General features: G+C 73.2%; 15 protein-coding genes. 9 read left to right on the top strand and 6 right to left on the bottom strand.

The genetic code is table 11. The annotated features are described in order from the left end of the window. Window positions 1-127 precede the first annotated feature (127 nt). Window positions 128-1,432 (bottom strand): HTTM domain-containing protein, encoded by a 1,305-nt coding sequence (locus tag ACZ5GT_RS00650; RefSeq protein WP_469012002.1) that lies wholly within the window; start codon window positions 1,430-1,432, stop codon window positions 128-130. Further along, entirely contained in the window at window positions 1,429-2,223 is a 795-nt protein-coding gene (locus ACZ5GT_RS00645) for a DUF5819 family protein (protein WP_469012001.1), read from the bottom strand. Before ACZ5GT_RS00645 ends, ACZ5GT_RS00650 begins: the two co-directional genes overlap by 4 nt. 750 nt (window positions 2,224-2,973) lie before the next feature. Here ACZ5GT_RS00645 and paaA point away from each other — a divergent pair. From paaA to ACZ5GT_RS00615, 6 genes are all read left to right on the top strand, one after another. Continuing rightward, window positions 2,974-3,969: a 1,2-phenylacetyl-CoA epoxidase subunit PaaA gene (gene paaA / locus ACZ5GT_RS00640; protein WP_469011999.1), complete on the top strand. Its 996-nt coding sequence runs from the start codon at window positions 2,974-2,976 to the stop codon at window positions 3,967-3,969. Then, window positions 3,966-4,253, top strand: coding sequence for a 1,2-phenylacetyl-CoA epoxidase subunit PaaB (paaB, locus tag ACZ5GT_RS00635; RefSeq protein ID WP_469011998.1), 288 nt, complete (start codon window positions 3,966-3,968; stop codon window positions 4,251-4,253). Before paaA ends, paaB begins: the two co-directional genes overlap by 4 nt. Then, window positions 4,250-5,005: a 1,2-phenylacetyl-CoA epoxidase subunit PaaC gene (paaC, locus tag ACZ5GT_RS00630; RefSeq protein ID WP_469011997.1), complete on the top strand. Its 756-nt coding sequence runs from the start codon at window positions 4,250-4,252 to the stop codon at window positions 5,003-5,005. Before paaB ends, paaC begins: the two co-directional genes overlap by 4 nt. After that, window positions 4,999-5,526 carry a 1,2-phenylacetyl-CoA epoxidase subunit PaaD gene (gene paaD, locus ACZ5GT_RS00625; RefSeq protein ID WP_469011995.1) on the top strand — a complete coding sequence of 176 codons (528 nt, stop codon included), beginning with the start codon at window positions 4,999-5,001 and terminating at the stop codon, window positions 5,524-5,526. The genes paaC and paaD overlap by 7 nt, the downstream gene beginning before the upstream one ends. Continuing rightward, window positions 5,526-6,581, top strand: coding sequence for a 2Fe-2S iron-sulfur cluster-binding protein (locus ACZ5GT_RS00620; protein ID WP_469011994.1), 1,056 nt, complete (start codon window positions 5,526-5,528; stop codon window positions 6,579-6,581). The genes paaD and ACZ5GT_RS00620 overlap by 1 nt, the downstream gene beginning before the upstream one ends. Window positions 6,582-6,685: 104 nt before the next feature. Beyond that, window positions 6,686-7,822 (top strand): acyl-CoA dehydrogenase family protein, encoded by a 1,137-nt coding sequence (locus ACZ5GT_RS00615; protein WP_469011992.1) that lies wholly within the window; start codon window positions 6,686-6,688, stop codon window positions 7,820-7,822. A 14-nt stretch (window positions 7,823-7,836) separates the two neighbouring features. Here the strand turns inward: ACZ5GT_RS00615 and ACZ5GT_RS00610 are convergent, their stop codons facing one another. From ACZ5GT_RS00610 to ACZ5GT_RS00600, 3 genes are all read right to left on the bottom strand, one after another. Next, the gene (locus ACZ5GT_RS00610) at window positions 7,837-8,166 is read right to left on the bottom strand and encodes a rhodanese-like domain-containing protein (RefSeq protein ID WP_469012426.1); all 330 of its coding nucleotides are present in this window, start codon (window positions 8,164-8,166) and stop codon (window positions 7,837-7,839) included. A 142-nt stretch (window positions 8,167-8,308) separates the two neighbouring features. Further along, entirely contained in the window at window positions 8,309-9,148 is an 840-nt protein-coding gene (locus ACZ5GT_RS00605; protein ID WP_469011990.1) for a hypothetical protein, read from the bottom strand. Between the two features lie 147 nt (window positions 9,149-9,295). Beyond that, complete coding sequence (locus ACZ5GT_RS00600) at window positions 9,296-10,852, bottom strand: DUF2252 domain-containing protein (RefSeq protein WP_469011989.1); 1,557 nt, start codon at window positions 10,850-10,852, stop codon at window positions 9,296-9,298. A 343-nt stretch (window positions 10,853-11,195) separates the two neighbouring features. Between ACZ5GT_RS00600 and ACZ5GT_RS00595 the strand changes: the two genes are divergently transcribed. The 3 genes from ACZ5GT_RS00595 (at window position 11,196) to ACZ5GT_RS00585 (ending at window position 13,330) form a co-directional block, all read left to right on the top strand. Continuing rightward, window positions 11,196-12,188, top strand: a complete 993-nt coding sequence (locus ACZ5GT_RS00595) for a PP2C family protein-serine/threonine phosphatase (protein ID WP_469012420.1) — start codon at window positions 11,196-11,198, stop codon at window positions 12,186-12,188. Window positions 12,189-12,270: 82 nt separating this feature from the next. Continuing rightward, window positions 12,271-12,804 carry a TerD family protein gene (locus ACZ5GT_RS00590; protein ID WP_469011986.1) on the top strand — a complete coding sequence of 178 codons (534 nt, stop codon included), beginning with the start codon at window positions 12,271-12,273 and terminating at the stop codon, window positions 12,802-12,804. A 31-nt stretch (window positions 12,805-12,835) separates the two neighbouring features. After that, the gene (locus ACZ5GT_RS00585; protein WP_469011985.1) at window positions 12,836-13,330 is read left to right on the top strand and encodes a CBS domain-containing protein; all 495 of its coding nucleotides are present in this window, start codon (window positions 12,836-12,838) and stop codon (window positions 13,328-13,330) included. Window positions 13,331-13,360: 30 nt separating this feature from the next. On the opposite strand, the gene ACZ5GT_RS00580 is transcribed toward ACZ5GT_RS00585, so the two are convergent. Then, window positions 13,361-18,439 (bottom strand): DNA repair ATPase, encoded by a 5,079-nt coding sequence (locus ACZ5GT_RS00580; protein ID WP_469011982.1) that lies wholly within the window; start codon window positions 18,437-18,439, stop codon window positions 13,361-13,363. Window positions 18,440-18,481 lie beyond the last annotated feature (42 nt).

The following is an 18,481-nucleotide window of genomic DNA, read 5'->3' as shown; positions in this document are numbered from 1 at the left end:
TGTGCGGGCGCGGGCGGGGGGGCCGACACGGGCCGTGGCTACGCGGGCCCACGTGCGGACGCGGCGGGGGCCGACGGTCAGGGCCGGTGCGGGGGCCGAGCGTCAGGGCCGGTGCGGGGGCCGGCCGTCAGGGCCGGTGTGTGGCCACGTCGTCGTCCACCCCGCCTGCGCGTGGCCGGGGAATGCCCTTGGCCGCTTCCCCGTCTGCCGGCACCGCCGACCCCGCCGGCCCCGCGTGCGGGCGCCCGGAGCCGTCCACGGCGCCCGACTCGGTCGGCGCCGTACGGGCGTCGCGCCGAAGCACGCGTCCACGCGCGCGTGCCGCCCATCCGCCCAGCCTGCGCAGGAACGAGGTCGGCAGGAAGACGGAGTCCGCCGCGATCATCGCCAGCGAGAAGAACGGCAGCCCCAGCACCACGGCGATCACCGCGTGCTCGGTCATCATGCCCACCAGCAGAACGTTCTTGACCCGCCGGTTGAACAGCGTGAACGGGAAGGCGACCTGCGCGACGACCGTCCCGTACGTCACCAGCATCACCATCGTGCCGCCGGCCGACAGCGCGTCGGCGAGGGCGGGCCAGGGCGAGAAGTAGTCGAGGTGGAGCGGGTAGTAGACCGCGGTGCCGTCCTGCCAGCGCGACCCCTGGATCTTGTACCAGCCCGCCGTGGCGTAGATCAGACAGGCCTCGGCCATGATCACGAGCAGCGCGCCGTTGTGCACGATGTTGCCGACGACGTCCAGCAGGATCCGCGGCTGGTCGCTCCTCGCACGGCGGACTACGGCCCAGTACAGGGCCGACGCCGGCCACACCGTCCACAGGATCACCGGCACCGTCGGATCGACGCCGTGGAACCGGCCGCCGGCGGTCACCGCGACCAGCACGAACCCGAGCACGCCCCACAGGACGGGGCCCGCCGGATCGGCGACCCGCTCCCCACGCGCGTGTGCCTCGCCGGCGCGCCGTGCCCGTCGGGCGTCCAGCGACCACACCCGGCCGCAGCGCGTGAAGACGAGGTAGACCGACATCAGGTGCAGGACGTTGTCGCCGCCGTCGCCCATGAACACGCTGCGGTTCTGCAGCGACAGCACGCCGACCATGAACACCACGGACATCGCACGCGTGCGCCAGCCGAGCAGCAGCAGGACGCTCGACAGCACGGCGACGGCGTAGACGATCTCGAACCAGACGGCACTGTCGGACCACATCAGCGCCGTGAAGGCGTGGTTGACCGAGATCAGCTGCTGGGCCAGGTCCCAGCTCCACGGCCCGTCGGGACCGTACAGCTCCCGGCGGTGGGGGAACTCGCGCAGCAGGAAGAGCAGCCAGGTCGTGCTGAAGCCGATGCGGATCACGGCGCTCTGGTACGGGCCGAGCGCGGACTCGGTGACACGGGCGATGCCTGCGGACACCGACAGCGCGAAGCGGTTCACTCTGCGCCTCCCCCGGTCTCGGAGGACTTGAGGGACCACCACGGCAGCACGCGATACACCGGCCGGACGGCCACCTTCTCCCCGCTCCACTTCGGCGGCGGGACGTCCATGGTCCGGGAACGGACCTGGACACGCTCGACGACGCCGCCCTGGCCGGCCGCGTCCTCCCGCTCCAGGCGCAGCGCCACGATGCGCCTCAGATACGTCTCGGACAGGGCCCCGCGCAGGCCGGTCGAGCGGTTCTGGCCGTCATGGGTGGCGACGAAGAAGTCCCAGGCCCTGCGCAGCTCGTTCTGCTGGGTGTGGCTGGGCAGCGGGTTGCCGTCGATGGCGCGGCCGTCCTGCGCGGACAGGTCGTACCAGCCGGTGGTCCGCACGCTCCCGTCGCCGGTGCTGACGTCCGCGCGGACCTGCACGGCGATGTTCTGCTGGAGCGGGTTCGGCGCGAAGAGCTTCCAGTTCTGCTCGAACTCCGGGTAGATCCAGTCGTCTATCGCCTTCCCGTGCTGCTTGGTGAGCGTGTTCGAGGGAGCGACGTGCAGGAAGACCATGCCGAGATGCACGCAGACGGCGACCGCGACGACCGCGAGGGCCACGGCCGCGGCTATCTGACAACGCAGCCCGAGAGCGGCGACGCCGGTACGGGGAGCCACGGGGCCCGGCAGGACGCTGGACCGGGAATCCTGCGGCTGCTGAGGTTCTTGCGGTTCTTGCGGTTCGTACGGTTGGTGAGGTTCCTGCGGCTCCTGCGGCCCCTGCGGCTCGGCAGCCCGGTCGACCGGGGCCGACACCGGGGCCTCGGGCTCGGCAGCCCGGCCAGACGCGGCCGAGACCGCATCCTCCGGCTCGTCAGCCGCGCCGGAGCCGTCGGTGCCGGGGGGCCGGCTCGGCTCGGACGAACCGCCCGGTCGGCCGGCCTCGGAGACACGGCCGGGCGCACCGGACTCCGAGGCGCCGATCGGCCCATCGGCCTCCGAGGCACCGCGCCCATCGGTCTCCGACGCACCGGACTCATCGAGCCCGCCGGACCGTCCAGCCCCAGTGGGCTCGCCAGACCCAGCGGACCCGTCGAACCCAGCGGACCCGTCCAGCGCCTCGGGCTCGCCGGGCCCTCCAGGCTCGCCGGGCCCTCCAGGCTCGCCGGGCTCGCCGGGCCCGTGCCGGGCCTGGGAGCCTGCGTCGTACGCGTCCATTGCGCCCCGTCTTCCGATCGCGGTAGCCGTCCGGCCTCCGGCCGCGCGGCGTTCCGCCGCCTGCGGCACCGGCTCCGCGGCACTCGCACGGAACGGTACTCAGGCCCGGGCACCCGGCACAGCCTTGTCGGGAGATCTCCACGTGGCCGTGGCCACACCCGCCCACCGGCGCCCCGGACGACGGGCCGGGGGCGGACCGTCGCGGTTGTCCACAGGATCCACAGGGTGCGCCGCACGTTTTCCACAGTGGTTGACACCTCACGGCGGCCGACCCACCATGGAATCGCACGGACCGAACGATCGGTCGGGAGCCAGTTCCGGCAGAGTCCAGGTCGAGGGGGACCTCAAATGGCGACAGCAGCCGCGCACCAGACGTACGGCACCGAGGAGAAGACCGCCGGCACCGATGCGTACGAGCGCGCCTTCGACGCCGCCGTGGCTGCCGACGAGCGCATCGAGCCGCGCGACTGGATGCCCGACGCCTATCGCACGACGCTCGTCCGCCAGATCGCCCAGCACGCCCACTCCGAGATCATCGGCATGCAGCCGGAGGCGAACTGGATCACCCGCGCGCCCTCGCTGCGCCGCAAGGCCATCCTGATGGCCAAGGTCCAGGACGAGGCGGGACACGGGCTGTACCTCTACAGCGCGGCGGAGACGCTGGGCACCAGCCGCGATGAGCTGCTCGACAAGCTCCACTCCGGCCGCCAGAAGTACTCCTCTATCTTCAACTACCCCACGCTGACCTGGGCGGACGTGGGCGCGATCGGCTGGCTGGTGGACGGTGCCGCGATCACCAACCAGGTGCCGCTGTGCCGCTGCTCCTACGGCCCGTACGCCCGCGCGATGGTCCGCGTCTGCAAGGAGGAGTCCTTCCACCAGCGCCAGGGCTACGAGCTGCTGCTCGCCCTCAGCCGCGGCACCCCGGCGCAGCACGCGATGGCGCAGGACGCGGTGAACCGCTGGTGGTGGCCGTCGCTGATGATGTTCGGCCCGCCCGACGACGAGTCGGCGCACTCGGCGCAGTCGATGGCGTGGAAGATCAAGCGGCACTCGAACGACGAGCTGCGCCAGCGCTTCGTCGACATCTGCGTCCCCCAGGCCGAGTCCCTCGGCCTCACGCTCCCCGACCCGGACCTGAAGTGGAACGAGGAGCGGGGGCACCACGACTTCGGTCCGATCGACTGGACGGAGTTCCGGGAGGTCCTCAAGGGCAACGGCCCGTGCAATGAACAGCGGATGACCCAGCGCAGGCGGGCCCACGAGGAGGGCGCCTGGGTCAGGGAGGCGGCCGCGGCGTACGCGGCCAAGCACACCGGCGGCGACGGAGCGGAGCGAGCATGACGAACACCGACTGGCCCCTGTGGGAGGTCTTCGTGCGCTCGCGCCGAGGCCTCGCGCACACCCACGCGGGCAGCCTGCACGCCCCCGACGCGGAGCTCGCCCTGCGAAACGCCCGCGACCTGTACACCCGCCGCGGCGAGGGCGTGTCGATCTGGGTCGTGCCCTCGTCCGCGATCACGGCGTCCTCCCCCGACGAGAAGGACCCGTTCTTCGAACCGGCCGCCGACAAGCCGTACCGGCATCCGACCTTCTACGACATCCCGGAGGGGGTGAAGCACCTGTGACCGCTCCGCAGACGACCCCGGCCCCGGCGCCCGCACAGACCCCGGTCCCCTCGGCGGCCGCGCTCGCCCTGGGCGACGACGCGCTGGTGCTCTCCCACCGCCTGGGCGAGTGGGCGGGCCACGCCCCCGTCCTGGAGGAGGAGGTCGCCCTCGCCAACATCGCCCTCGATCTGCTCGGCCAGGCCCGCCTGCTGCTGTCGATGGCAGGCGACGAGGACGAGCTGGCCTACCTGCGCGAGGAGCGCGCCTTCACCAACCTCCAGCTCGTCGAGCAGCCGAACGGCGACTTCGCCCACACCATCGCCCGCCAGCTGTACTTCTCCACCTACCAGCACCTGCTGTACGCCGAACTGGCCGACGGGGACGGCCCCTTCGCCGGCCTGGCCGCGAAGGCCGTCAAGGAGGTCGCCTACCACCGCGACCACGCCGAGCAGTGGACGCTGCGGCTGGGCGACGGCACCGAGGTCAGCCACGAGCGGATGCGGCGGGCGTGCGCGGCCCTGTGGCGGTTCACCGGCGAGATGTTCCAGCCGGTGGACGGGCTGGACGTCGACCTGGCGGGCATGGAGTCGGCCTGGCTGGAGTCCGTCGGGGACGTGCTGCGCCGGGCGACCCTGACGGTGCCCGAGGGGCCGAGGTCCGGGGCGTGGACTGCTGGGGCGGGCCGCCAGGGCCTGCACACCGAGTCCTTCGGCCGGATGCTGGCCGAGATGCAGCACCTGCACCGCAGCCACCCGGGGGCGTCATGGTGACGGCCACCCCGCTGGAGGCGGAGCTGCTGGAGATCGCCGGGTCGGTGCCCGACCCCGAGCTGCCCGTGCTCACCCTCGGGGAGCTGGGCGTGGTGCGCGCGGTGCACGTGCGCGGCGCGGACTCGGTCGACGTCGAGCTGACCCCCACGTACACCGGCTGCCCTGCCGTCGAGGCGATGTGCCTGGACATAGAGCGGGCGCTGCACGCGCACGGCGTGCGCGAGGTCACCGTCCGCAAGGTGCTGCGGCCCGCCTGGTCGACCGACGACATCAGCGCCGAAGGGCGGCGCAAGCTGCGGGAGTTCGGCATCGCCCCGCCCCGTACGCGGCGGGAGTCCGGCCCGGTGGCCGTCTCCCTCGGGCCGGTCCGGGCCCGCGACGCGGGCGAGGAGCCCGTCCGCTGCCCGCACTGCGGCAGCGCCGACACCGAGCTGCTGAGCCGGTTCTCCTCCACCGCGTGCAAGGCACTGCGGCGCTGCCTCGCCTGCCGTGAACCGTTCGACCACTTCAAGGAGTTGTGATGGCCCGCTTCCACGCGCTCCGGGTGGCGGCGGTCGACCGGCTCACCGACGACTCCGTGGCCCTCACCCTCGCCGTGCCCCCCGAGCTGAGGCAGGACTACCGGCACGCCCCCGGTCAGCACCTCGCCCTGCGGCGCACCGTCGACGGCCGGGAGATACGGCGCACGTACTCGATCTGCTCCCCGGCACCGGACGCCGAGGGGCCGCGGGAACTGCGGGTCGGGGTGCGTCTGGTGGAGGGCGGCGCGTTCTCGACGTACGCCCTGAAGGAGCTCGGCGTCGGCGACGAGGTGGAGGTGATGACACCGGCGGGGCGCTTCACCCTCCGGCCCGCTCCCGGCCGGTACGCGGCGATCGTCGGCGGCAGCGGCATCACCCCGGTGCTGTCGATCGTCTCGACGCTGCTCGAGCGCGAGCCGGCGGCCCGGTTCTGCCTGATACGCGGCGACCGTACGACGGCCTCCACGATGTTCCTGGACGAGGTCGCCGACCTGAAGGACCGGTACCCCGAGCGGCTGCAGCTGGTGACGGTGCTGTCCCGGGAGGAGCAGCAGGCCGGGCTGCCGTCCGGGCGGCTCGACCGGGAGCGGCTGACCTCCCTGCTGCCGGCGCTGCTGCCGGTGGAGGACGTCGCCGGGTGGTTCCTGTGCGGGCCGTTCGGACTGGTGCAGGGCGCCGAGCAGGCGCTGCGGGACCTCGGCGTCCCCCGGGGCCGGATCCACGAGGAGATCTTCCACGTGGACTCGGTCGCCCCCGCCAGGCCCGTTCCCGCCCCCGCGCACAGCATGGTGACCGCCCGGCTCGACGGCCGTGGCGGGACCTGGCCCGTCGAGGACGGCGAGTCGCTGCTGGAGACCGTGCTGCGCAACCGGCCCGACGCGCCCTACGCCTGCAAGGGCGGTGTGTGCGGCACCTGCCGGGCCTTCCTGGTCTCGGGCGAAGTCCGCATGAACCGCAACTTCGCGCTGGAGAAGGAGGAGACCGAGGCGGGATACGTGCTGGCCTGCCAGTCGCATCCGGTGACGGAGAAGGTGGAGCTGGACTTCGACCGATGAGACGGAGCGGGGGCGTCGCCGTTCCCTTCTCCTAGAACCTGTTCTATCTTGACGGCCCGTCAGATCAGCTTCGGCTGAGCGGATCCGGCCGGAAGGACAGGACCGTGGACTTCACCTTCACCGAGGAGCAGCAGGCGGCGGCCGAGGCGGCACGCGGGGTGTTCGCCGGCGTCGCGCCCGACGCGGTGCCCAGCCCGTCACTCGTCGCGGGCGCCGTCGCAGACGACTTCGACCGCGCTCTGTGGGCCAGGCTCGCCGAGGCCGATCTGCTGAGCCTGCTGCTCGACGCGGAGTACGGCGGCGCCGGCCTGGACGCCGTCGCAATGTGCCTGGTGCTGCGGGAGTCGGCGAAGGTACTGGCGCGGGTCCCGTTGCTGGAGAGCAGCGCGGCCGCGGCCGCCGTCCAGGCCTACGGGGGCGACGAGTTAAGGTCCGGTCTGCTCGCCCGGGCGGCCCGCGGCGAGGTCGTGCTGACCGTCGCCGCGAACGGCCGCACCGGCCACGACCCGGCCGAACTCGCCGTCACCGCACGACGGGACGGCGACGCCTGGATCCTGGACGGTACGCAGACCGCGGTGCCGTGGGCCCACACCGCCGACCACATCGTCGTGCCCGCGCGCACGCCCGACGACCGGACCCTCCTCGCCGTACTGTCCCGCGCACACACGGCGGGGATCACGATCGGCGAGCAGGTCTCCACCACCGGCGAGCGGCTCGGCGAACTGCGCCTGGAATCCGCGCGGATCGCGGCCCGGGACGTCGTCGAGGCCGACGGCGCGTGGGAGTGGCTGCGCGAACTGCTGACCACCGGGACGTGCGCGCTGGCCCTCGGCCTGGGCGAGCGGGTCCTCGCGATGACCGCCGAATACACCGGCGCGCGGGAGCAGTTCGGGCACCCGGTCGCGACCTTTCAGGCCGTGGCCGTGCAGGCCGCCGACCGTTTCATCGACCTGCGCGCGATGGAGGCCACGTTGTGGCAGGCGGCCTGGCGGATCGCCTCGGGGGCGCCCGGCGCCCTGCCCGCCTCCGGCGACGTCGCCGTGGCGAAGATCTGGGCGTCGGACGGCGTACGACGGATCGTGCAGACCGCGCAGCACCTGCACGGCGGGTTCGGGGCCGACGTCGACTACCCGCTGCACCGCTACCACGCCTGGGCCAAGCACCTGGAACTGTCGCTCGGCCCGGCGCCCGCACACGAGGAGGCCCTGGGCGACCTGCTGGCAGCCCACCCGCTCGGCTGACCGCCCGCGCCGCCCTACAGGACGAAGCCCGGCGTGCCCTCGTCGGTCACGACGGGCCGGCCCGCGGCCGCCCACACCTGCATGCCGCCCTCGACGTTCACGGCGTCGACGCCCTGCTGGACCAGGTACATCGCGACCTGGGCCGAACGACCGCCGGAGCGGCAGATGACGTGGACGCGGCCGTCCTGCGGCGCGGCCTCGGTCAGTTCGCCGTAACGGGCCACGAACTCGCTGATGGGGATGTGCAGCGCCCCTTGCGCGTGTCCCGCCTTCCACTCGTCGTCCTCGCGGACGTCCAGCAGGAAGTCGTCGTCCTTGAGGTCGCCGACCTCGATCGTGGGCACACCAGCTCCGAAATGCATGCCCCGACGCTACCCGACCGCCGGCGCCAGCCGCCCCGCCGGGAACGGAGCCGGCCCGACCGCGCCCCGGTCCGAACGCACCACGCCCCGGCTCAACAGAGCCACTGGCGGCCCACCAGCGCCGCTACCCCAGCAGTGCCGCCAGCTCCCGCTCCCGCTCGGCGACCTCGCCCAGGAGTTGCTCGGCGATCTCGTCCAGCAGGCGGTCCGGGTCGTCCGGGGCCAGCCGGAGCATCGAGCCGATCGCCCCCTCCTCCAGGTCACGGGCGATCAGGGTGAGCAGTTCCTTGCGCTGGGCGAGCCACTCCAGGCGGGCGTAGAGCTCCTCGCTGTGGCTCGGGCCGCGCTCGGCAGGTGCCGGGCCCTTGGCCCACTCCTCGGCCAGTTCCCGCAGCAAGGCCTCGTCGCCGAGGGCGTAGGCGGCGTTGACGCGGGTGATGAACTCCTCGCGGCGCTGCCGCTCGCCGTCCTCCTGCGCCAGGTCCGGGTGGGCCTTGCGGGCCAGTTCGCGGTAGAGCTTGCGGGCCTCGTCGCTGGGCCGTACCCGCTGCGGCGGCCGCACCGGCTGGTCGGTGAGCATCGCCGCGGCCTCCGGGAACAGTCCCTCCCCATCCATCCAGCCGTGGAACAGCTCCTCGACGCCGGGCATCGGCATCACCCGGGCACGCGCCTCGTCCGCCTTGCGCCGGTCCTCTGGGTCGCCGGTGCGGGCGGCCTTGGCCTCGAGGATCTGGGCGTCCAGTTCGTCGAGACGGGCGTACATCGGGCCCAGCTTCTGGTGATGCAGCCGGGAGAAGTTCTCGACCTCGATACGGAAGGTCTCCACCGCGATCTCGTACTCGATCAACGCCTGCTCGGCGGCCCGTACGGCACGCTCCAGCCGTTCCTCGGGGCGCGCCGCACCGCTCTCACCGGTCACCTCGGCCTCACCGGGGCCACCACCATCAGCTTCCGAGCTCGTCACCCGACCAGCCTAGGCCACGCGGGAGGACGCCCCCGTGCGGCCCGCTGCCGCCGCCTCACGCCCCCGCCTCGTGCCGTCCCAGGCCACTGCCTCGCCCCGTCTCGGCCGCCACCCGCCCGTCTCACACCGCCGTCTCACACCCCCGTCTCACACCCCCGTCTCGGCCGCCACCCGGCCGTTGCGCACCGCGGCGAGCAGGTCGGCGTGGTCGGCCTCGGTGAGGTCGGCGTAGGCGACGGCGAACGCGGCGACCGCCTCGTCCAGTTCCTCGTTCTTGCCGCAGTACCCGGCGATCAGGCGCGGGTCGGCGCTGTGGGAGTGGGCGCGGGCCAGCAGGGCACCGGTCATGCGGCCGTAGTCGTCCACCTGGTCGGCGGCGAGCGCGGCCGGGTCGACGCTGCCCTTGCGGTTGCGGAACTGCCGCACCTGGAAGGGACGGCCGTCCACCGACGTCCAGCCCAGCAGGATGTCGCTGACGACCTGCATGCGCTTCTGCCCGAGGACGACCCGGCGGCCCTCGTGCTCGACGGCCGGTACGTCGAAGCCGGCGGTAGCCAGGTGCGGCACCAGCGCGGAGGGGCGGGCCTCCTTCACCTGAAGGACGAGCGGTTCGCCGCGGTGGTCCAGGAGCAGCACGACGTACGAACGGGTGCCGACGCTGCCCGTGCCGACGACGCGGAACGCCACGTCGTGGACCGTGTGCCGGGCCAGCAGCGGGAGGCGGTCCTCGGAGAGCGTGGTCAGGTAGTGCTCCAGGGACGACGCCACCATCGCGGCTTCCGCGTCGGGGATGCGGCGCAGCACCGGCGGGGCGTCGACGAAGCGGCGGCCGCCGTCCGCGGCCGGCTCGGTCGACTTCGCCGCGAACCGCCCGCTGGTGTTGGCCCGTGCCTTCTCCGAGACCCGCTCCAGCGTGCCGAGCAGGTCGTGGGCGTCGGTGTGGGAGACGAGCTCCTCGTCGGCGATGGCGTTCCACGCGTCCAGGACGGAGAGCTTGGCCAGCAGCCGCATGGTGCGCCGGTAGGCGCCGACCGCGTCGTGCGCCGCCTGACGGCAGGTGTCCTCGTCCGCACCGGCCTCCCGGCCCGCGAGCACCAGGGATGCGGCGAGCCGCTTGAGGTCCCACTCCCAGGGGCCGTCCACCGTCTCGTCGAAGTCGTTCAGGTCGATGACCAGGCCGCCGCGCGCGTCGCCGTACAGGCCGAAGTTCGCCGCGTGCGCGTCGCCGCAGATCTGCGCGCGGATCCCGGTCATGGGCGTGCGGGCCAGGTCGTGGGCCATGAGACCGGCGGAACCGCGCAGGAAGGCGAACGGCGTGGCCACCATCCGCCCCACCCGTATCGGGGTCAGCTCGGGGAGCCGGCCGCGGTTGGACTCCTCCACCGCCGCGACCGCGCCGGGCCGGGAGGCGTCCACGTCGAGGGTGGCGTGGGCGCTGCGCGGCACCCGCCGGCGCAGCTCCTTGCCCTCTTCCTTCGCCGAACCTCCGACGGGCCACCGGGCGAACCCGGGCACCGGCGGCAGCCGCCGCGTCACCGGCTGCCCGCCCGCCTCGCCCGCTCCCGCGGACGCCACCACACCCGACGCCACCACACCCGACGGCTCCGCAGCCGACCCGACAGCAGCCGCCGACTCCGTGACCGCCGGCTCCGCCGCCGCCCCCGTGGCCGTCCCCGCCGTCTCCCCAGCACCAATACCGGTCATGTCGACCGCCTCCCCCGAACCCGCACCCGCGCTCGCACGAACATCAACTCGTGCAGACCGTACAGCCGGCGGCCCGGACACGTCAGACCCTGTGGATGACCGAGCGACTGTGGAAAACCATGGCCGACCGGGCCGTGCGGCAGAAAACACGCCGACACTGACGCTATTCATCATGATTTATCCGCTTTGCCGCTATGGGGACCGCCCTGTCGTCTATTTACCGGCAGCAGCGGGTACGTCTGCGATGATGCGTCGTGCCGGTCCGGGCGTGAGGGAGGCTTTCGAGGACGTGTCCGCACAGAGCCGCCAGTCCAAGGTGCTGTCCGTGCTGCCCTTCGCGGTCATGGGCGCGGTCGCGGTGGCGGACGTCGTGGCCGGTCCTTCGCTGGGTTTCCTGCCGCTGGTGGCGGTGGGGCCCGCCTTCGCTCCGCTCGTCGGCGGCTGGAAGCGCACCGCCTGCGTCGGCGCACTGTCCCTGCTGCTCTGCCTCGCGCTGGCCTGGTACGACGACCTGACCAACATGCCGCGCGGAATCATGGCCCTGGCATCGGTCCTGGGGGTGACCGTCGCCGGACTGGTGGCCGTGTCCATGCGCCGCAAGCGGGAGGCGGAACTCGAAAGCGTCCGCTCGATCGCCGAGGCCGCTCAGCGGGTGCTGCTCAAACCCGTGCCGAAGCTGGCCGGCCGGCTGCGGGCGGCCGTCTCCTACACGTCCGCGGTGGCCGAGGCCCGTATCGGCGGAGATCTGTACGAGGTCGTCGCCGCGCCGCAGGGCGTGCGGGTGATCGTCGGGGACGTCCAGGGCAAGGGGCTGGAGGCGGTGGAGACGGCGGCGCTGGTCCTCGGAGCGTTCCGCGAGGCGGCTCTCGACGAGGCGGATCTGGTGGGGGTCGGCAGCAGACTGGCCCGTTCGGTCGACCGGCGGCTGGAGGGCGAGCGGTTCGTCACCGCCATCCTCGCCGAGGTGAACGCCCAGCAGGTGACCTTCCTCAACTTCGGCCATCCCGCCCCGATGCTGGTCCGCGGCGACGGCAGGGTCGAGCTGCCCGAACCGGACTCCTACGCGCTGCCGCTCGGCCTGAGCGCGCACGGCGCCGCGGAACCGGAGCCGTACCGAACGCACTTCCTCCCGGGCGACCAACTGCTGCTCTACACCGACGGCATCGTCGAGGCCCGCGATCCCGGCGGCCGTTTCTACCCGCTCGCCGAACGCGCCCATCTGCTCAAGGAGCACGATCCCGAGACGGCCCTGGAGACCCTCCGCCAAGACGTGCTCCAGCACGTCAACGGCCCGATCCAGGACGACGCCGCCATGCTGCTGCTGCGCTACCGGTGAACCAACAGGAATGTCCGGAGCCATACTTGACCTCCGGGGGACGTCCCGTGACGGCCCAGGACGGCAGGAGGGGCGGTTTCAGGTGAGCAGTGGCAGCAAGGGGCTGAAGAAGGTCGAGGTGCGGCTCAAGTGGGACCCGAGTCCCCTGGGCCGGCCGCCTCATCACCTCGACATCATCGCCACGACCTACTCGGCGGACGCCCCCTACGGGCGGCCGGTATACGTCGTGCACTACGACAGCCGCTCACCGGACGGCACCATCAACATGAGCCGGCACAGCCAGACCGGCCAGGGCTTCGGTTACGTCGAGGCGATGACCCTCGAACTCGACCGCCTGGCACCGTCCTTCGCACGGGTCGTGGTGGGGGTGGTGATCCACCAGGACGGCGGCGCCAAGACCTTCGGCGACATATCGGACACCGGAGTCCTGGTCGTCGAGGGGTACACGGAGCTGCTGAAGGACGACTTCGGGCAGATCGCCGGAGCCACCGCCGGCACCGTCGCCGAGTTCGTCAAGGACGCCTCGGGGACGTGGCAGTTCCACGACGCGATCCGGGGATTCGACAGCGATCCGGTGACCTTCACCCAGGAAATGGGCGCTGCTCCACAGCCCTGACCGAACCTTCAGCGGACGAGGAGAACCCGCCATGCGCGCTCGTGACCTGGCGGTCGAGTACAAAACGGTGAGCGTGGACAGCGCGGCCGTGGACGCGGCCCGGCTGATGGCCGAGCACAGGCTGCCGGGGCTGCTCGTGCTGGACGAGCTGGGCGAACCGAAGGCGATCCTCCCCGCCTCCCAGATGGTCAAGGCGCTGGTGCCCGCCTACGTCGTCGAGGACCCGGCGCTCGCCGCCGTGGTCGACGAGAAGCACGCCGACAGGCTCTGCCAGGCCCTGACGGGCCGGAGCGTCAGGGACTGCCTGCCCCGGGAGGCGGACCCGCCGCCGATCGCCGCCCCGGACGACACCGCGCTGGAGGTGGCCGCGCTGATGGCGCGGGTCCACAGCCCGCTGGTGGCGGTCGCCGAAAGGACCGAGGACGGTCGAGGGCGGGGGCGGATGCGCCTGCTGGGCGTGATCACCGCCTCGCACCTGCTGCACGAGCTGCTCGGTGCCGCCGGCACGTCGGCGGACTCCTCCTGACGGTGATCGCGAGCCCGCCCGCTCCCGGCCTCACGAGAGCTGCCCCTCGTGCGGCGGGGCCGCGTGCCGAGACGCCGCCTCGGCGGTGAGACCACTCGCCCCGGCCGTAAGTCCGCTCGCCCCGGCCGTAAGTCCGCTCGCCCCGGCCGTGAAGCCGCTCGCCCCGGCCGTAAGTCCGCTCGCCCCGGCCGTGAAGCCGCTCGCCCCGGCCGTGAGACCGCCCGGGACGGCGGTGCAGCGGCTCGGGTCCGTGGCACGGGTGATGGCGGCCTCGACGGCGGCGATCCGGTCCGCGAGCAGGCCCAGGGCCGCCACCGCGCGCGTGAGCCCGTCCTCCGGGCCGCCGAGCGCCTGCGCGCGGACGTGGGCGCTCTTGACGTCGGCCCATCGGGCGGCCTGCTCCCGGGTGAGCGTGCCGCGCAGTTCGGCCAGTTTCAGCAGGTTGGCCTCGGCGCCGGCGGTGAGGGTCTGCGCCTCGGCCGCGTAGTGGTCGTCGATCAGCGCGGACAGTTCGGCGTCGTTCATGACCGGCTGAATACGCTGGGCGATCTTGTTCATGTTCCGGTACGAGCCCTGGAGCAGGAAGGGCGGCTCGGTGCGGGCGGTGTCGGACCGGGCGGCGGAGGCGATGTAAGCGCTGTTGACCGCCAGGATCGTCTCGCGGGTGGCCAGCAGGTGGCGCAGCACGGCCAGGATCCGCTCCAGCTCGGCGGGGGCGTAGGGATGCGTCAGGCGGTCCGCGCGGGCGGCCGGGTCGCCCTGGGCGAGCCGCAGGAGCAGGTCGAGGTCGGCGCGGTCGCGGCCGGCGAGCGGCGCGAGCACCGGGTTCGCGGTGAGCGCGTTCTCGACGAAGCTGAGCGCGAAGACGTCCTCCTTGCCGGTCAGGACGTCACCGAGGTTCCACACGTCGGCGCGGTTGGCGAGCATGTCGGGGATGCGGAAGCGGGCGCCGGACTCGGTGTAGGGGTTGCCGGCCATGCACACGGCGAAGCGCTTGCCGCGCAGGTCGTACGTCCTCGGCGCACCGTCCCGGACGCCCTCGACACGGCGGGTGGCGTCGCACAGCGGGATGAACTTCTGCAGCAGTTCGGGGGAGGTGTGCTGGATGTCGTCGAGGTACAGGAGGGTGTTGTTGCCCGCCTCCAGCGCGAAGTTGATCTTCTCCACCTCCTGGCGCGCGGTGGCGTTCGGGGCCTCGGCCGGATCGAGTGAGGTGACGCCGTGTCCGAGGGCCGGGCCGTCGACCTTGACCAGGAGCAGGCCGAGGCGGTCGGCGACGTACTCCATCAGCGTCGTCTTGCCGTAGCCGGGCGGGGAGACGAGCAGGAGCAGGCCGCCGTCGCCGGTGCGCTTCGCGGCGCCGGTGGTGCCGAGCTGCTTGGCGAGACTGTCGCCGATCAGGGGGAGGTACACCTCGTCGATCAGCCTGCTGCGGACGAAGGCGGACATGGGCCGGGGCCGGTACTGGTCCAGGCGCAGCCGGGCGTGCTCGGCGGCCGCCAGCTCCCTGCGGCGGTGCTGGTGGGCACGGTGCCCGGGGACGTCGTGCGTGCGGAACGCGTCGGTGCGGGCGAGGAACTCGTCGATGCGGAGGTGCAGTGTGCGGCCGGTGATGCGGGGGTGGGTGCCCAGCAGCCCTTCGACCGTCGTGCTCAGGGCCGCGCCGGAGTCGTACCGGGGCAGGCCGGGGCAGAGTTCGGCGGCCACCGCCTCGGCCAGGTCGCCGGGGAGGACGTCGACGCCGGCCGAGGCGGTGTACGAGGTGAGCCACGCCTCGACGAGCTGCCGCCGCGCGGCCAAACCGTCCACGCCGCCCACGCCGCCCACGCCGTGATCGTCAGAGCCGTCCAAGCCGGCCAGATCGTCCTCGTAAGCCGCAGCGCCGGGCGTGCGGCGGAACGTGTCGAGCAGCGTGCGGGTGCCGGCGCTGATGACGAAGCCGTCGGGTCCGGTCGTCAGCTCCTCGAAGAGGTACGCGCCGGCGCCCTCCGTGCCGATCGCCCGCGTCATCTCCTGCTTCAGGTCGGCGATCGCGGGCGCCGAGCCGAACGTGTCCCGGGCCCGGGCCAGCGACGTCGCACGCCTCGTCCAGAGCCGGCGCTCCCCGGCCGTGGTGCCGTGCGTCCAGTACAGCTGGGCCGCGGCGCGCGCCGCGGGCTCGTGCCGCAGCGGGCCCGCGTCCTCGTGCAGCCGCAGCAGCGCCCCGATGACCAGGACCGCGTCGTGGTCGTGGACGCCGCGCTCGTAGCCCTCGTCGTAGGCGGCCTCCGCCGCCTGCCGCACGAGGGCGGGCAGGTCGGCGTCCGCGAGGGCTTCCGGCCCGTGCTCCGCGAGGAGCCGGGCGGCGAGGTACTCCGCGCGGTAGACCTCCGCCGACTCCGACGGCAGGGGCCGCTCCCAGTACGGGCGGGTGGCCTCGAAGCCGGGGTCCGTCACCGGTGAGCGGTAGTCGGTGCCGGTGACGGCGAAGGCGAGGCCGTCGCCGTGCGGGACCAGGGTGAGGTCGAGGGGCTGGGTGTTGACGGCGAAACGGTGCGTGCCGAGGCGGAGGGTACGGCCGTCGTCGGTGTACAGGTCGGTGCGGTCGCGCAGGGACGTGAGGGTGTCCTGGCGGGCGGACGCCAGACGGCCGTCCAGTTCCTCCGCCCTGACCTGGTCGCCGAGTTCGCGCAGTTCGCCGGCCAGCCGGCGGACCTTGGCGGGCATCGGGTCGGAGGTGAAGTAGGTGGCGACGGCGTCCGCGTCGGCGAGGCGGGCGGCACGGCGGGCGACGGTCCGCAGGATGCGGGCCGCCGAGTCGGCGAGACGTTCGGCGCGGCGGGCGCGGGCGTCGGCGAGGGTCTGCTTGCGCGCCGAGAACGCCTCGTGGACCTCGTCCCGCTTGTCGGCGAGCGCCCCGAGGAAGTCGCCGGACCCGGCGTGCTCCGAGAACCGCGCCTCCAGGTTCTCCACCCGCATCAGCATCAGGGTGAGCTGCTCGTCGCACGTCTCGGGGCTGTCGGCGGCCGCGAGAGCTCCGGTGACCGACTGAGCCAGCAGGGTGAACTCCGCGGCGAACTCCGCCCGCCCCTCCCGGTCGAGGAGTGCCCGGCGGCGGCCGTCGAGGGTGGCGCGGGCGCGGTTGACCCCGCCCAGAACGCCGGCGATCCGCTCCAGTACGGCCGTGCGGACGGTGGCGTCGCCGATGTCGAGGCCGGCCACGACCTCCGTCACCGTGCGCAGCCCGTCGGCGAGTTCGTCGAGGCGGGCGGAGACGGGCGCCGCCTCGGCCACCGTGGCGATCGACTCGGCGTCGGCGACGAGGCGGTCGAGGTCGGCCTGCTGGCCGTCGAAGGCGTCCTCGCGGGCGAGGTGGGTGACCGCCCGCTGCCCGAAGGAGGCCAGGTCGGCCTCGGTCTCGGCCGCGAGTTCGTCGATGCGGCCGGTGTCGGCGTACCGCATGTCCTTCAAGGTGAGCAAGTGGCCCTGGGCCTGCCGGAGTTCGGTCAGGCCGGTGACCCAGGCGGTCGCGCCGCGCGGGGCCTCGCCGCGCAGCCGCCGTACCACGGCGGCCACCCGCGCCGCGGTCTCGTCGAGCGCCTCCGCGGCCCGGCGGGTGAGGGCCCGGACGGTCTCGAACTCGGACAGCACCTGTTCGGCGGTGGTCCGCATCCGGGTGAGCGGCTCGCGCAGGTCGCCGAGTTCCGGGTCGGCCAGCCAGTGGTGGGAGTCGGCGGCGCGGACGCAGGCCGCGGCGAGCGCCTCGTACACCTCGCTCGTCGGTGTCATGTCGGTGACGGCCCGCGCGAGGGACAGGCAGTCGGAGATGCCGCGCACCAGGTCGGCGTTGCCGACGCGGGCCAGCGGGCCGGAGCCGGCCGGCCGGCCGGCGGCGTGGGTGTCGGAGAAGTACGGGGAGTTCCACAGCTGGACGGGGTGCACCCGCTGCGGCTCGTCGCCGTCGGCGCGCAGGACGACGAGGGCGCCGTCGTCGAACAGGGCCCAGCCGTGGCAGGACAGCGGGGTGGCGACCTCCTTGCGGATCACGTTGTAGGACAGCAGCAGGCTGCGTCCCTCCACGCTCGCGTGGAAGGCGAACAGCACGTCCTCGCCGTTGGGCGAGCGGACCAGCCGCTCGAACTCCAAAGCCGCCGCGTCCAGCGGGGCGGCGACGCCGTCGAACGTCCGGTACGCGCCCGTGGCCAGGCAGTAGCCGCCCGGGAACACGATGCCCTGGTCCTCGGGCAGCCGTCGGCACGCCCGGCCGATGCCGTCCAGCCGGACCACCGACCTGGCGAGCGTGTTGAACACCAGGTAGCGGTCGGTGTCCTCGTTGTAGGGGCGGATCCGCAGCAGGATCAGGGCGCCCACGCGCGCGTACGCGATGTCCGCGTCGGCGAGGGACTGCAGCGGCTCGTCGACGGGCTCGCTGTGGATGCCCTCACCGGTCTCGGTGTCGTTCTCGGCCTTGACGGTGAGGGTGCCGCCGACGGTCCCCACGAAGACCTCGCCCCCGACGGAGACGTGCGGGTGGCGGCCCGGAACGTGGTCCTCGCGGGTCGTCCGCGTCCACTCGACGTCGTGGGAGGGCGGGAGGACGTGGTCGCGGTCGCCGCGCGCGTCCAGGAAGGACACCCGGCCGTCGTCGCTCACCGCCCAGCGCAGGACGCGGATGTCCCCGGCCTTCTCCCCGGTCTGGAAGACGGCCAGCAGCCTGCCGTCGACCCGGCGGAGCCGGAGCAGGCGGGCCTGGCGGTAGTAGCGGTGGAGGGCCGCGAACTCGCGGCGGAAGGCCGGGTCGTCCAGCAGCCCGGGGACGGCGTCGTCGGGGAGCCGGTCCAGGTCGCGGTCGTGCAGCGTGAGGACGTCGTCCACCGTCGTCTCCGGCTCGCGGCCGGAGACGACGTTGTGGCCGAAGAGCAGGACGTCGCCGACCGAGACGATGTCGCGGGGCACTCGGTTGTGCGGCGTGCGCAGCCGCCCGGTGCCCGCGAGTTCCAGCCGCGTGGTGCCGAACTCCGCGACGCGGCGGGCGTCGAGCGCCTCGGCGCGGCGGGCGAGGTCGGCGGCCTCGGCGGTGAGACGGTCGCGCAGCACCTCGTACGTGCCGGTGTCCAGGCCGGTGGTCATGGAGCCCTCTCAGGAGGTCGGAGGAGAGACGTGGCCCGCGGC

The organism is Streptomyces sp. NPDC031340 (assembly GCF_055569945.1).
The sequence above is the reverse complement of the archived record's forward strand: the minus strand, read 5'-3'. Positions and strand labels throughout refer to the sequence as shown.

What these genes read in the sequence shown, in the direction of transcription:
- paaA (WP_469011999.1), top strand. Translation starts at nt 2,974, where the DNA reads ATGGCGACAGCAGCCGCGCACCAGACGTACGGCACCGAGGAGAAGACC.
- paaB (WP_469011998.1), top strand. Translation starts at nt 3,966, where the DNA reads ATGACGAACACCGACTGGCCCCTGTGGGAGGTCTTCGTGCGCTCGCGC.
- paaD (WP_469011995.1), top strand. Translation starts at nt 4,999, where the DNA reads ATGGTGACGGCCACCCCGCTGGAGGCGGAGCTGCTGGAGATCGCCGGG.
- ACZ5GT_RS00620 (WP_469011994.1), top strand. Translation starts at nt 5,526, where the DNA reads ATGGCCCGCTTCCACGCGCTCCGGGTGGCGGCGGTCGACCGGCTCACC.
- ACZ5GT_RS00600 (WP_469011989.1), bottom strand. Translation starts at nt 10,852, where the DNA reads ATGACCGGTATTGGTGCTGGGGAGACGGCGGGGACGGCCACGGGGGCG.
- ACZ5GT_RS00595 (WP_469012420.1), top strand. Translation starts at nt 11,196, where the DNA reads ATGGGCGCGGTCGCGGTGGCGGACGTCGTGGCCGGTCCTTCGCTGGGT.
- ACZ5GT_RS00585 (WP_469011985.1), top strand. Translation starts at nt 12,836, where the DNA reads ATGCGCGCTCGTGACCTGGCGGTCGAGTACAAAACGGTGAGCGTGGAC.
- ACZ5GT_RS00580 (WP_469011982.1), bottom strand. Translation starts at nt 18,439, where the DNA reads ATGACCACCGGCCTGGACACCGGCACGTACGAGGTGCTGCGCGACCGT.